Origin of the sequence: Arthrobacter sp. KBS0702 (assembly GCF_005937985.2) — a bacterium.
GTDB lineage: Bacteria > Actinomycetota > Actinomycetes > Actinomycetales > Micrococcaceae > Arthrobacter.
The window spans coordinates 47,274-59,455 of sequence record NZ_CP042172.1 but is presented as its reverse complement, the minus strand read 5'-3'; the positions used below and the strand labels follow the sequence as shown (position 1 = coordinate 59,455).

Genomic DNA, 12,182 nt, shown 5'->3' with positions numbered 1-12,182 from the left:
AGCGCCGGCTCAGCGCTCCGCGCCGCCCTCCTGGTAGACGTCCGGGATCCCGTCATTGTCCGAGTCTCGCCGTTCCTCTTCCTCCGCCAGCCGGTACTGCCGGTTGCGGGTGCGGAGCACCACGCTCGCCAGCAGCGCGGCCAGCACCGAGGCCGCCAGGATGCCGACCTTGGCGTGGTCGTCATGGAGGCTACCGTGACCGAAGCTGAGCTCCGCCACCAGCAGCGACACGGTGAAGCCGATCCCGGCCAGGATCGAGACGCCGAACACGTCGATCCACTTGAACGAGCTGTCCAGCCGCGCCTTGGTTACCTTGGTGAGCAGCCAGGTGGTGCCCAGGATGCCGGCCGGCTTCCCCAGCACGAGGGCCAGGATGATGCCCAGGGCGACCGGGTCTGCCAGCGCCGAGCCGAGCCCCTCCCAGCCGCCGACGGCTACGCCGGCGGAGAAGAAGGCGAAGACCGGCACCGCGACGCCGGCCGAGATCGGCCGGAAGCGGTGCTCGAAGATCTCCGAAAGCCCCGGTCCGGCGTCGGGTCCCCCGCTGGCCTGGGAGCGGAGCACCGGGATCGCGAAGCCCAGCAGGACGCCGGCCACCGTCGCGTGGATGCCCGAGGCGTGCACGAGGGCCCACGTGGCCAGGCCCAGCGGGAGCAGGATGAGCCACGCCGCGGGCGCCTTCAGCCCGAAGAAGCGGCGGTACCGGTGCGCGAGGTAGGTGTAGAGGCCCAGCGGCAGCAGGGCCAGCAGGAGCGGGACCACGCGGAGATCGCTGGAGTAAAACACGGCAATGATGGTGATGGCGATCAGGTCATCCACCACGGCGAGGGTCAGCAGGAAGATCCGCAGGGCGCTGGGCAGGTGCGAACCGATGATCGCGAGGACCGCGACGGCGAAGGCGATGTCCGTGGCGGTGGGGATGGCCCAGCCCCGCAGCGTTTCCGGACTGCCGAGGTTGACGACGGCGTAGATCACCGCCGGGATGATTACCCCGCCGGCGGCCGCGGCGACCGGCACGATCGACTTGTCCAGCTGGCGAAGGTCGCCGGCGACGAACTCGCGCTTGAGCTCCAGGCCGACCAGGAAAAAGAAGATGGCGAGCAGTCCGTCGGCCGCCCACGCCCCCAGGCTGAGGTCCAGGTGCCAGGGTTCATAGCCAATGGTGAAGTCGCGGAGGGCAAAGTAGCTCTCCGACGCCGGTGAGTTGGCCCAGACCAGCGCGGCGACGGCCGCGAACACGAGCAGGGCTCCGCCGACGGTTTCCTTACGGAGGATTTCGCCGATGCGCAGGGATTCGGCGTAACTGCCGCGGCCGAAGATGGTCAGGCGCGGCGTGCCGGACGGACGCGCGGGAGGAGGTGTGTGGCTCATGCGGAAGTCCTCACAATTGGGGTCGACTGAACTATGCCGACCAGACTTCCCGGCGCACCTGCCCTCAGTCTAGGCGATGACGCGGCTGCTCGCGGGCCCTCAGCCCAGCAGTTGCTGGACCAGTTCGCGGCATTTCCGGTACGCGGCCGCCTTGGGCTCGATCAGGGCGAAGTGGTCGCCGGGGAGCTTCAGCAGTTGGACCGGGGCGCCGCCGGCCTTGGCTGCCGCGGCGTACGCCTCGGACTGGCTCATCGGGACGGTGTCGTCCTCGGTGGTGTGCACGGCGTAGACGGGAATCCGCAACGGTACCGCGCTCATCGGGTCGGCGAACTTATGCCGTTTCGGGTATTTTTCCGAGGAGCCGCCCAGGAAGTTGCTCACGGCTCCGTTGCTGAGGTTCAGCCGCTCCGCCTCGGCCAGGTTCAGCAGCCCGGACTGGCTGACCACCCCGGTGAGGTGTACCGCGGCGTCGCCGTCCTTGCGCTGGAGCTGGCGGTCCGCATCCGGGGCGCCGAGCTGGCCAAGCCGGCTGCGTCCGGCCGCCCAGACCGCCAGGTGCCCGCCGGCCGAGTGGCCCAGCGCCACCACACGGTCCAGGCCGAGGTTGTGTTCGGCCCCGATGTCACGGAGTTTGTCGATCCCGGCGAGGACGTCGGCGAAGGTGTTTGGCCAGCCGCCGCCGTTGCCGGCCCGGCGGTATTCCAGGTTCCAGGCCGCCACGCCGTGGGCGGCGAGGTCCTTGGCCAGCGGTTCGCCGAGCTCGGCGCCGTACTGCGAACGCCAGTAGCCGCCGTGGATGACCACCGCCACGCCCCTCGGCTCGGCCGCATCCGGGAGGAAAAGCTCCCCCCACTGGCTCGGGTCGTCGCCGTAGTGGTACTTCTGCCGCTTCACTGTGTCCTCCTTGGGGCCCGGTGAACAGGCGGTGGCTGCCCCCAGTGTCACCGCCGCTGCGGCCGCGAAGAAAGCCCGACGCCGCACATCAGCCATGTGCTGAGCCTACCTTGGGCGCCGCGCGGCACCGCGGAAGGCGGCGCTGCAGTGCCGCAGCCATGGCGGCGCACCGGGCCCGCTGTCATAGCCGGGCCGTAAGCTAGGCCCATGGCAAGCAACTGGGAGCGCCTGGACCCCGCGCTGCGCGAATCCGTGCAGGAAAATGTCGAACTGTACGAGCGGGTCCGTCCTGCCCTGAAACTGGTCACCCGGGAGGTGTTGCTGACGCTGCGCACCATGCTCAAGGGCACCGAGGTAACGCCGTTGTTCGTGACCGGCCGGACCAAGACCGTGGAGTCCTTCCGCGAGAAGATTTCCCGGATTGAAGAGCCGCTGGAACCGGGAGGCCCGCCGGTGCTGAAGTTTCCGGACCCGTTCCGCACGCTCAATGACATGGTCGGCATCCGCGTCATCACCAAGCTCCCGGCCGAGAACGCCGTCGTCGCCAACCTGATCAAACGCCAGCGCCAGCTCTTCGACTGCCGCGGCGACCGCGAGAAGGACATCGGCTCCATCGAGTCGGGGACCTACGGCTACTCCAGCCGGCACCTGATCCTGCGGACCATCCAGAACGAGACCGTCAAGGAGTACCAGCAGGCTTTCAACCCGGACGCACAGCCTAACGGCAGCTACTTCTTCGAGTGCCAGATCCGCACGGTCTTTGCCCATGCCTGGAGCGAAATTGAGCACGACATCCGCTTTAAGGCCGAGGATCCGCGCGCCTGGACACCGCACTTCGACCGTCAGTTCACGGCCACGGCAGCCATGTTGGAGACCGTGGAGAGCGCATTCGCCGACCTGCACGAACGCTACGAAGAAGTCCGCAGCTACTGGGACATGGACGGCGAGGGGGCCGCGCAGCTCACGCCGAACCGGATCCGCGATGTCTGGCGGACGCTGCTGCCGCACGTTGACCGCAAGGTGGACGACGACTGGGGCTGGGCGGCGGAGCTGATGGCCGCGCACGGCCTGAACCAGACCGTGCAGCTCGCGGGCCTGCTCAGCGCCAACCGGATCACCGAGGTCCGCAAGGCCCTGGACCACCGGTACTCCCCCGGCCCGGACCGGCTGCTGGACGACCTGCTGCTCTGGCAGTACGGAACCGCCCACATTGACCTCACCGCGGAACCGGCCGACGCCGTCCAGCACCCGCGGCGGGACAGCCTGCTGCGCCGGCTCAAGCAGATCGAGCGCTACCGGCTCACGCAGGGCTAGGGTTTTCGCCCCTAGAGCGCGGTCGGCTCGAGCCGTTCCTCGGCCACGTCGGCGGCGGAATCCGCGGACTGGACCCGCCTCACCCGGTATGCGGCCTTGCCGGGGACTTCCGTGAACGCCTCGACCAGTTCGGTCCCGCGGTAGAGCAGGCCCACGCCGTCGTCGCTGCAATGCGTCTCGCCCAGGGTCCCGTCTGCGACCAGTCGGTGGACGGTGGGCCGGCGCGCGGCTTCGGAGTCGTAGTGGACGCCGTTATCGAACGGGAGCAGCCCCAAGCCGTTGTTCACCGCGCGAAGTTCCGGACCGAACGAGTCCGTGGTGCCGCCCTTGAACCAGCAGATCGAACCGGCCGAAACACCCGCCAGCACCACTCCGGCTTCCCAGGCGCGGCGGAAGATACCCTCCAGCTCGTGCGCGCGCCAGACGGCGAGGAGGTTGACCACCGAGCCTCCGTTGACCCAGACGACGTCCTGGTGGAGCAGGTACTCCTCGATGTTTTCCACATTGGGCATGGTGAACAGGTTCAGGTGGGTGAGGTCGAACCCGGCCAGGCGCCCCGCCTCGCTGATTTCGTTGTTGAACCACCGCTGGTCACCGCTGGCCGTCCCCACGTGGGCGACCCTCGGGGCCCGCCCGGTGGCGCCGGACAAGTCCACGGCGTGATGGACCAGTTTGTTGAACTCCAAACGCGTCCGGGACCCCGGCTTGTAGCCGCCCGAGGTCGCAAGGATGGTCGGACTGTCGGCAGGCATAGGGCGTACTCCTCGAACGGGGACGGCGGGCTCAGACGCAAACTATGAGACTAGCCGCCCCATCGGCCTCGTGGGCTACGTTGGACGCTAGCGGCCCGGCTCAACGATGAAAGAAGGACCACGTGGACAGTGACGCAGGGAGCTGGTTCCTCAGCGGCGCCGAGCGGGGCAATCCGGGCACGGCCGTTCAATCGGGCGGCGCGGGGTCGCCGTCGTGGTCGGAGGGCAACCTCGTGCGGCCCCTGATTCACGGCGCGAGCTACTTCGCCCGCCTGCATGAGGAGCTGACGGCGCTGCAGGCGGGAGACCGGGTGTGGTTCACCGACTGGCGCGGCGACGCGGATGAGCGGCTGCTGGCGGACGGGCCGTCGATCGGCGACCTGCTCGCCGGCCTGGCCCGAGCGGGAGTGGAGGTCCGGGGCCTGGTCTGGCGATCCCACGGTGAGCGCATCTCTGCGCCGATCAGCGGGCGCTCCAACCAGCGCCTGGGGCGCGAGATCAACGACGCCGGCGGCGAAGTGCTGCTGGATCAGCGGGTGCGCCTGTTTGGTTCCCACCACCAGAAAATGGTCGTTATCCGGCACCGTGACGACCCGTCCCGGGATGTTGCGTTCGTTGGCGGCCTGGATCTTTCCCACAGCCGCAGGGACGACGCCGACCATGCGGGAGACCCGCAGGCGGTCGTTATGGACTCCCGGTACGGACAACGGCCACCGTGGCATGATGCCGCCCTCGAACTGCGGGGCCCGGTGGTGGCTGATGTGCTGGCAGTGTTCGCCGAACGGTGGAACGACCCCCATCCCCTGGACCGCCGCACGCCCTACCGGATGCTGCTGCAGCGCCTGGCCAGGATGCCGCGGCACCCCGAACCGCTGCCGGCCGCCGCTCCGCCGCCACCGCCGGCGGGCCCGCACGCCGTGCAGCTGCTGCGCACCTACGGCGTGAAGCGTCCGCCGTTCCCGTTTGCACCCGACGGGGAACGCAGCATCGCCCGCGCCTACACCAAGGCCTTTGCCCGCGCCCGCTCGCTGATCTACACCGAGGACCAGTACCTGTGGTCTACCGAGGTTGCTGCCGGGATCGCGGAGGCCCTCGAACGGAATCCCGGACTGAACGTGATCGCCGTCGTGCCCCGCTACCCCGACGCGGACGGCGCCATCGGCGGGCCGCCCAGGCGGATCGGGCAGCTGCGTGCCCTCGACAGGCTGCGCCGGGTGGCGCCGGGCAGGGTCGGCGTGTTCGACCTGGAAAACAGCGCAGGAACCCCGGTCTACGTGCACGCCAAGATCTGCATCATCGACGACACCTGGTTTACCTGCGGCTCGGACAACTTCAACCTCCGCTCCTGGACCACCGACAGCGAGCTCACCTGTGCCGTGCTGGACACCAGCGCCGGAAACCAGCAGGCCGCCGGCGCCCAGACCGGGCCGGACCCGTCCCGGTCACTGGCCCACACGCTCCGGCTCCAGCTCTGGGCCGAACACTTGGGCATGGAGGAATGCGACGTCCGGCTCGAGGACCCGGCCGGGGGGCTGGCACTGTGGAACACCGCAGCCAGCGCACTCGAGCGCTGGCACGAGGCCGGCCGCGGCTCGCCCCGACCTGCCGGACAGGCGCGCCACCACACGGTCGAACCCGTGTCCCCGCTCCAACGGCTCTGGGCTGATCCCCTCAACCGCCTCATCGTGGACCCTGACGGCCGGCCCCGCAGGCTGCGCGGGACTCCCCGGTTCTAGGCAGGCGTCTCCGGGGCATTACGGCCCGCTCCGGGAGCCTGTTGGCACAAAATAAAAAGTACCCTTAGTATTTTGGGGAAGCGGTCCATTGGACCGGGACTTGAATCTGGTTTGTCAAAATCTTCATCAGAAGAAAAACAAAGGGAGTCACTATGTTGCTTTGGATCGCTATTATTCTCGCCGTTCTTTGGCTTCTTGGCCTGCTCGGCAGCATCGGCGGCGGGTTCATCCACCTGCTGCTGGTCATCGCCGTCGTCGTCCTGATCTTCCACTTCATCCGCGGACGGTCCCGCGTTTAGTCCGGACCGCGTAGGGCTGTGGCGGGGGTGCTGAGAATTCAGCCCCCCGCCATTGTTTTGTCCCGTGAGCCCGGCGCCCGGGTGGCAGCGGCAGACCTGCGGCCCGCAGGCGATGGCCTGCAATCAGGAATCCGGCCTCCGGAACCGCGCCACGTAACGCCGCTGCCATGGTGTTTCCACTGCGCTGCGTCGGTAATTCTGCCGCACGAACGCGACGGCTTCGGCAGCCGGAACGCCGTCGAGGATGGCAATGCAGGCGAGGGCGGTGCCGGTCCGGCCCCGGCCGCCCCAGCAGGCCACTTCAACCCGCTCCGTTTCGGCCCGCCGCCACGCCTCCTGGAACGCGTCAAGGGCGTCGACGTCGTCGGCGGGCACGTGCAGGTCCCGCCAGCGGACCCACCGGGAGTCCCACGCCACCGGCCGGGGGCTTCTGCCCAGCAAGTACAGCCCGAACTCCGGACGCGGCCCGGTCGGAAACGGCGCCAGGAGGGGCCGGCCGCGGATGAGCCGCCCGGAAGGAAGACTGAGCACACCGGGCTGTCCCGGCTCCCACGTCGGCGCCATAATCCCGAGCGTAGCCGTTCCTGCGGACCCAATGAAGGACCCCTGCGGACCCCAGCGATGGACTCGGGCTTACAAAGTAGGGCCACACGGGTCTGGCGGTAACGGAATCGGGTCCCTAGAGTGGCCGGGAACTCCAAGAACCGTTGAAAGGAAGCCCTACGGATGTCATTCCAGGCGTACCTCGACACCATCGAGGACAAGACCGGCCTTACTCCCCGCCAACTCCTCGAGCTCGCCCGGGAGAAAGGCTTCGCCGAGGGGTCGGGGAAGGCCGGCGAGATTCTCGACTGGCTGAAGGCCGACTACGGGCTGGGCCGCGGCCACGGCATGGCGCTCGTCCACGTCATCCGGCAGGGGCCGGGCATCAGCAGCAAACACGTCGGTACCACCGGCGCGCACAGCGATGAATCGGACACCCTCTGGCTGGACGGCAAGGCGTCGAAGCCCGTCTCCTAGCCCGCAGCCGGGCCCGCCTAGTGCCCGGCCCCGAGCCTGCCCCCGAGGCGGTCACGCATCAGGACACTGGCGTCGTTGAGGCCGACCACCTTCACGTCCTTGCCGTGATGCCGGTACTTTCCGGTGATAGCGTCCAGCGCGGCGATGGTCGAGGCGTCCCAGAGGTGGGAGGCGTGCAGGTCGATGACGACATGCTTGGGATCCAGCGCGTAGTCAAACTGGGTGTAGAGGTCGTTGGAGGAGGCAAAGAACAGTTCGCCGTTCACGACATAGGTGGCCGTTTCGTGGCCGCCGATGTTCTGGACGGAGCGTTCCACGGTGACGAAGTGCGCGACCCTGCGGGCGAACATCACCATCGCGACCAGCACACCGACGCCGACGCCGATAGCCAGGTTGTGCGTGGCGACGGTGACGATCACGGTCGCCGCCATAACGGCGGTTTCACTCTTGGGCATGATCTTCAGGGTCCGCGGGCGGATGCTGTGCCAGTCGAACGTGGCCACGGAGACGAAGATCATCACTGCCACGAGGGCGGCCATGGGGATCAACGAGACGATGCCGCCCAGGGCGACCACCAGGATCAGCAGGAACACCCCGGCCAGGAAAGTTGAGATCCGGGTCCGGGCTCCGGAGGCCTTCACATTGATCATGGTCTGGCCGATCATCGCGCAGCCACCCATGCCGCCGAAGAAGCCGGTGACGATGTTCGCCACGCCCTGGCCCCAGGCTTCGCGGGTCTTGGGCGAACGGGTGTCCGTGATGTCATCGACCAGTTTGGCCGTCATGAGCGATTCGAGCAGCCCCACAAAGGCCATGGCGAGGCTGAAGGGGAAGATGATCTGCAGCGTTTCAAGGGTGAACGGCACGTTGGGAAGGAAGAGCGTGGGCAGCGAACCTGGCAGTGCGCCCTTGTCCCCCACGGTGGGGACGGCGACGGCGGCCAGCACCGTGATCAGCGTCAGCGCCACGATCGCGATGAGCGGTGCGGGGACGGCCCTGGTGACTTTGGGCAGCCCGAACACGATCAGCAAGCCCAGGGCGGTGAGCGGGTACACCAGCCACGGGACGCCGATCAGTTCCGGCAGCTGCGAGAGGAAGATCAGGATGGCCAGGGCGTTGACGAACCCCACCATCACCGAGCGGGGGATGAAGCGCATCAGCTTGGCAACGCCGGACAGACCCAGGATGATCTGGAACAGACCCGCCAGGATGACCGCGGCAACGAGGTAGTCCAGTCCGTGGGATTTCACCAGCGGGGCGATCACCAGGGCGACGGCGCCGGTTGCCGCCGAAATCATTGCGGGCCGGCCGCCGACGAGGGAGATGGTGACGGCCATGGTGAAGGAGGCGAAGAGCCCGATCCTGGGATCGACGCCGGCGATGATCGAAAAGGCGATCGCCTCCGGAATCAGGGCCAGGGCCACAACCAGGCCGCCCAGGACCTCAGTTTTCAGCCGCCGCGGGGACAAGAGCGCGCCCCGCACGGACTGCAGCTGTTCCGGGGTGAAGACCGTGGGGTGTTCGGCGTTGGTGACGGCCATTGCTGGCTCCGTTCATGGTCAAGAAGACGCGTGGCAGCGGCTTCGTGGTGCTAATGAATGAGGGGCGCAGCGCCGCGCCGGAAAGAGGGGGAATCAGTCTTGAAGGTCTCACCCCACTCGTTAAACCCTACCCTAACGTGATGGTAGAGTTTGAAATCCGAACCGGAGGGAGGCCCTGATGACCGCTAAGACCAGCACCATGCACATCGGCGAACTGGCAGAACGCACCGGCCTCTCGTTACGGACCATCCGCCATTACGACGACGTCGGGCTGCTGCCCGCGACGGCCCGAACCGAGGGCGGGTTCCGCGTCTATTCCGAAACAGACGCGGCGCGCCTGATGTTGATCAAACAAATGAAACCGCTGGGGTTCTCCCTCGAGGAGATGGCCGAAATCCTCGGCTTGCTCAACGCCGGGGGCGCCGGCGCCCCCGGCCGGCTGGCCGAATTCCTGGAACGGGCCGAGCACCAGCGCGCCAAGATGGCCCGCAACCTGAGCCAGGCGGACGAGTTCATCGCGATGTTGGGCCAGCGAACCGCCTGAGGGGGGAGCCTGGAGCCGCCGCGGGCTGCCGGCTCCACCGCCGCCAACGTCGCCCCGCTATAAATCTGACATACTCGTCCGCCCCTTGGTCATAAAGTGGCCGCATCGCAGACACTGGTGGCACCATGCTTGGATGCTTGAGGCAACCAAATCCCCAGAGTCCCGCACTGACGCGGACGCCCCGGTCAATCCCGCACTCGCCGCCGAGGCGAAGATCGCCCGGATTGCGGTCACCGTATTTCCGCTCCTCGTGGTCGCCGCCGGCGTCGCCGGCTTCCTCCTGCCGGGCGCGTTCAAACCGCTGGCGCCGAGCGTGCCCTACCTGCTCGGCATCATCATGTTCTGCATGGGCCTGACCCTGACCCCGCCGGATTTCGCCTCCGTGGCGAAGCGCCCGTGGGCTGTCGTGCTGGGCATCGTCGCGCACTACATCATCATGCCGGGAGCCGGCTGGCTGATCGCCCAGGCGCTGCAGCTTGAGCCGGAACTCGCCGTCGGGCTGATCCTGGTCGGCTGCGCGCCGTCCGGCACGGCGTCGAACGTCATGGCGTTCCTTGCCAAGGGAGATGTTGCCCTGTCCGTGGCCGTCGCCTCCGTGTCGACCCTGATCGCCCCTCTTGTCACTCCCCTGCTCGTGCTGTTCCTGGCCGGGTCCTACCTGCAGATCGACGCCGCAGGCATGGTGCTGGACATCGTCAAAACCGTGCTGCTGCCGGTGATCGCAGGCCTGCTGGCCCGCCTGTTCCTGAAGAAGCTCGTCGCCCGGGTGCTCCCGGCGCTGCCCTGGGCCTCGGCCGTCGTCATCTCGCTGATCGTGGCGATTGTGGTGGCCGGCAGCGCCAACAAGATCGTCGCCGCCGGCGGCATCGTCTTCCTCGCCGTGGTCCTGCACAACGGCTTTGGCCTGGGCCTGGGTTACCTCGCCGGAAAGCTCGGGCGCCTGGACGACAAGGCCCGCCGTGCCTTGGCCTTCGAGGTGGGCATGCAGAACTCCGGCCTCGCCGCGACGCTGGCCACGGCGCACTTCAGCCCGCTGGCCGCGCTGCCCTCGGCCGTGTTCTCGCTCTGGCACAACATCTCCGGCGCCATCGTTGCCGCCTGGCTGGCCCGCCGGCCGCTGCGCGACGCCTGATCTCCGCGGGGACCTTGCCGGTCCCGACGCTTCTCCCATCGTTTGAACTCTGTTGCCCTGCGTGACGGACACAGGGCACTTGCCTTGCGGGGGCCGGGCCCGGTCGGGAGGATGAAGGGACCGCTAGGCACAGCAGGGAGGTGGAACTCGCCCATGGACGACCAGTACACAACGGAACGGGACGGCTTCGGCAGGCTGCTGGCAGACCGGCAGGTCTGGCGGCAGGCGACGACGATCCCCGCGGCCGGCGAACTCACCGCACGCTGGCTGGAGGGCCGGAGCCAGTACCAGCCCGGAACGTTCACGCCGGGCATTGACGCGGAGACCGAGCCGATCGCCAGCCAGTTGGCGGAACTGAACCGGAACGGGCTCTTCACCAAGGAATCGCAGCCCGGGCTCAGCGAGGGCGGCAACGCGCAGCGGGCGTATGTGACGGGGTTCTGCACGCCGGAGTCGGCCGGCAGCCTGCTGGACCTCTCGTCGCGGACCGAATTCGTGACGGTTGCGCACGCTCCGGGGGAAATGAGCCGGGCCTCGATTCCCGTCACCCTGCAGGACGCCGAGATCGTCACCGTGCTGGGCACGAGCGAGAGTCCGATTGAAGCGGACCAGCTTCAGGACTGGTCAGCCGAGGCCAACGAGTCGCTGGCGCTGGTCCTGGCCGAGTCCTGGTACGTCGAGGTTTTCGACCCAGTGTGGGGGCGCGAGGGCCTGCTGCTGGCGGCGGTACTGGATGCTCTGACCGCGGGGTGAACCGCGGTCCGCGGCACGCCTACCCAGGTTCCGCCCGCGACGGGGCGGGTCTAGCCGATGCTGGCTGCCTCGTCGAGGGTGCGTGACTCAAAGTGCTCCAGCAACTCGCGCATGGCCTCCACCCCTTGGGTAAACGTCGCTGAGGCCCGCCATTGCTCGATTTGTTCCAGCGATTCCCACGGGCCGGTGCTGATAAACCGGTTCTTGACGTCATGGTCGTGCATCAGCACAGCCCGGGTGTGGGGGTAATCCTCCTGCGTTTTCCTGGCCAGATCCCGCCAGGCCTGGACAAAATCGTTCTCGCGTCCCGGGTGAACCAGCCAGATTCCAAGCGTGTAGACAGACATGGCTGCCGCCTCCATCCTCTGTACGGGGTTGATATGGCCGATTATGTTCCCGGAGACGAGCACCCGGTAGGGCCGGATTGCCCGGCCAATTCCCGGGCCCGATGACGCCTGCCAAGACCAAGCCTGCGCTAGCTTGTGACCATGGACCGCCGGTTTCTCCGGCGGTCCGGCCCGGGGCCGCAGTGGTCCGGAGCCAGAATCTGCACCTTGTTCCGTATCGAGCAAAGGATGATCATGGCTATTTCAATCGAACTTGGCAAGAACCTCGACAAGGCCTACGAGGACAAGAGCCTGGACGAAGTGCTGGCCGCGCCCCCGTCGGCACTGGCGGGACTTACGGAGAAGCACAACGAACTGCTCACCAGCATGGGCTTCAACACGATCCGCGATCTGGGCGGCAACAAGTTCTTCGCCACCGCTGGCGTCCTCGTCGCGCTCTCCGGCCACGTCGACTAGCCAAAATCCTGTCCCACCAAACT

At 67.7% G+C, this 12,182-nt stretch carries 14 protein-coding genes; 8 read left to right on the top strand and 6 right to left on the bottom strand.

The features are described 5' to 3' along the window. Positions 1-9: 9 nt before the first annotated feature. Both nhaA and FFF93_RS00285 read right to left on the bottom strand, forming a co-directional pair. On the bottom strand, positions 10-1,371 hold the full coding sequence (gene nhaA, locus FFF93_RS00290; protein WP_138767854.1) for a Na+/H+ antiporter NhaA: 1,362 nt from the start codon (positions 1,369-1,371) through the stop codon (positions 10-12). Positions 1,372-1,470: 99 nt separating this feature from the next. Beyond that, positions 1,471-2,265: an alpha/beta hydrolase gene (locus FFF93_RS00285; protein WP_138767855.1), complete on the bottom strand. Its 795-nt coding sequence runs from the start codon at positions 2,263-2,265 to the stop codon at positions 1,471-1,473. A 207-nt stretch (positions 2,266-2,472) separates the two neighbouring features. Here FFF93_RS00285 and FFF93_RS00280 point away from each other — a divergent pair, with 207 nt between their 5' ends. Continuing rightward, positions 2,473-3,579 carry a GTP pyrophosphokinase family protein gene (locus FFF93_RS00280; protein WP_138767856.1) on the top strand — a complete coding sequence of 369 codons (1,107 nt, stop codon included), beginning with the start codon at positions 2,473-2,475 and terminating at the stop codon, positions 3,577-3,579. Between the two features lie 11 nt (positions 3,580-3,590). On the opposite strand, the gene FFF93_RS00275 is transcribed toward FFF93_RS00280, so the two are convergent. Further along, complete coding sequence (locus FFF93_RS00275) at positions 3,591-4,331, bottom strand: peptidase E (RefSeq protein WP_138767857.1); 741 nt, start codon at positions 4,329-4,331, stop codon at positions 3,591-3,593. Between the two features lie 122 nt (positions 4,332-4,453). Here FFF93_RS00275 and FFF93_RS00270 point away from each other — a divergent pair, with 122 nt between their 5' ends. Both FFF93_RS00270 and FFF93_RS00265 read left to right on the top strand, forming a co-directional pair. After that, positions 4,454-6,067, top strand: a complete 1,614-nt coding sequence (locus FFF93_RS00270; RefSeq protein ID WP_138767858.1) for a phospholipase D-like domain-containing protein — start codon at positions 4,454-4,456, stop codon at positions 6,065-6,067. A 152-nt stretch (positions 6,068-6,219) separates the two neighbouring features. Then, entirely contained in the window at positions 6,220-6,366 is a 147-nt protein-coding gene (locus tag FFF93_RS00265) for a lmo0937 family membrane protein (protein WP_138767859.1), read from the top strand. Between the two features lie 123 nt (positions 6,367-6,489). Here the strand turns inward: FFF93_RS00265 and FFF93_RS00260 are convergent, their stop codons facing one another. Beyond that, positions 6,490-6,783, bottom strand: coding sequence for a protein-tyrosine phosphatase family protein (locus tag FFF93_RS00260; protein WP_261375218.1), 294 nt, complete (start codon positions 6,781-6,783; stop codon positions 6,490-6,492). A gap of 309 nt (positions 6,784-7,092) precedes the next feature. On the opposite strand from FFF93_RS00260, the gene FFF93_RS00255 reads away from it, so the two are divergent. After that, entirely contained in the window at positions 7,093-7,386 is a 294-nt protein-coding gene (locus FFF93_RS00255; protein WP_138767861.1) for a DUF4287 domain-containing protein, read from the top strand. Between the two features lie 17 nt (positions 7,387-7,403). Here the strand turns inward: FFF93_RS00255 and FFF93_RS00250 are convergent, their stop codons facing one another. After that, positions 7,404-8,927 carry a SulP family inorganic anion transporter gene (locus FFF93_RS00250; RefSeq protein ID WP_138767862.1) on the bottom strand — a complete coding sequence of 508 codons (1,524 nt, stop codon included), beginning with the start codon at positions 8,925-8,927 and terminating at the stop codon, positions 7,404-7,406. 178 nt (positions 8,928-9,105) lie between these two features. On the opposite strand from FFF93_RS00250, the gene FFF93_RS00245 reads away from it, so the two are divergent. From FFF93_RS00245 to FFF93_RS00235, 3 genes are all read left to right on the top strand, one after another. After that, positions 9,106-9,471 (top strand): MerR family transcriptional regulator, encoded by a 366-nt coding sequence (locus FFF93_RS00245; RefSeq protein WP_138767863.1) that lies wholly within the window; start codon positions 9,106-9,108, stop codon positions 9,469-9,471. 133 nt (positions 9,472-9,604) lie between these two features. Beyond that, positions 9,605-10,603 (top strand): bile acid:sodium symporter family protein, encoded by a 999-nt coding sequence (locus tag FFF93_RS00240; RefSeq protein ID WP_138767864.1) that lies wholly within the window; start codon positions 9,605-9,607, stop codon positions 10,601-10,603. 153 nt (positions 10,604-10,756) lie between these two features. Next, a complete protein-coding gene (locus tag FFF93_RS00235; protein ID WP_138767865.1) occupies positions 10,757-11,356 on the top strand; it encodes a DUF6919 domain-containing protein in 600 nt (199 codons plus the stop codon). A gap of 50 nt (positions 11,357-11,406) precedes the next feature. On the opposite strand, the gene FFF93_RS00230 is transcribed toward FFF93_RS00235, so the two are convergent. Beyond that, positions 11,407-11,703 carry an antibiotic biosynthesis monooxygenase gene (locus FFF93_RS00230; protein ID WP_186372194.1) on the bottom strand — a complete coding sequence of 99 codons (297 nt, stop codon included), beginning with the start codon at positions 11,701-11,703 and terminating at the stop codon, positions 11,407-11,409. 234 nt (positions 11,704-11,937) lie between these two features. On the opposite strand from FFF93_RS00230, the gene FFF93_RS00225 reads away from it, so the two are divergent. After that, complete coding sequence (locus tag FFF93_RS00225; protein ID WP_138767867.1) at positions 11,938-12,159, top strand: hypothetical protein; 222 nt, start codon at positions 11,938-11,940, stop codon at positions 12,157-12,159. Positions 12,160-12,182 lie beyond the last annotated feature (23 nt).

Excerpts from the sequence above, each read along its gene's own strand:
- FFF93_RS00265 (WP_138767859.1), top strand. The coding sequence starts at position 6,220 with ATGTTGCTTTGGATCGCTATTATTCTCGCCGTTCTTTGGCTTCTTGGC.
- nhaA (WP_138767854.1), bottom strand. The coding sequence starts at position 1,371 with ATGAGCCACACACCTCCTCCCGCGCGTCCGTCCGGCACGCCGCGCCTG.
- FFF93_RS00225 (WP_138767867.1), top strand. The coding sequence starts at position 11,938 with ATGGCTATTTCAATCGAACTTGGCAAGAACCTCGACAAGGCCTACGAG.
- FFF93_RS00275 (WP_138767857.1), bottom strand. The coding sequence starts at position 4,331 with ATGCCTGCCGACAGTCCGACCATCCTTGCGACCTCGGGCGGCTACAAG.
- FFF93_RS00230 (WP_186372194.1), bottom strand. The coding sequence starts at position 11,703 with ATGTCTGTCTACACGCTTGGAATCTGGCTGGTTCACCCGGGACGCGAG.
- FFF93_RS00245 (WP_138767863.1), top strand. The coding sequence starts at position 9,106 with ATGACCGCTAAGACCAGCACCATGCACATCGGCGAACTGGCAGAACGC.
- FFF93_RS00235 (WP_138767865.1), top strand. The coding sequence starts at position 10,757 with ATGGACGACCAGTACACAACGGAACGGGACGGCTTCGGCAGGCTGCTG.
- FFF93_RS00250 (WP_138767862.1), bottom strand. The coding sequence starts at position 8,927 with ATGGCCGTCACCAACGCCGAACACCCCACGGTCTTCACCCCGGAACAG.
- FFF93_RS00240 (WP_138767864.1), top strand. The coding sequence starts at position 9,605 with ATGCTTGAGGCAACCAAATCCCCAGAGTCCCGCACTGACGCGGACGCC.
- FFF93_RS00255 (WP_138767861.1), top strand. The coding sequence starts at position 7,093 with ATGTCATTCCAGGCGTACCTCGACACCATCGAGGACAAGACCGGCCTT.
- FFF93_RS00280 (WP_138767856.1), top strand. The coding sequence starts at position 2,473 with ATGGCAAGCAACTGGGAGCGCCTGGACCCCGCGCTGCGCGAATCCGTG.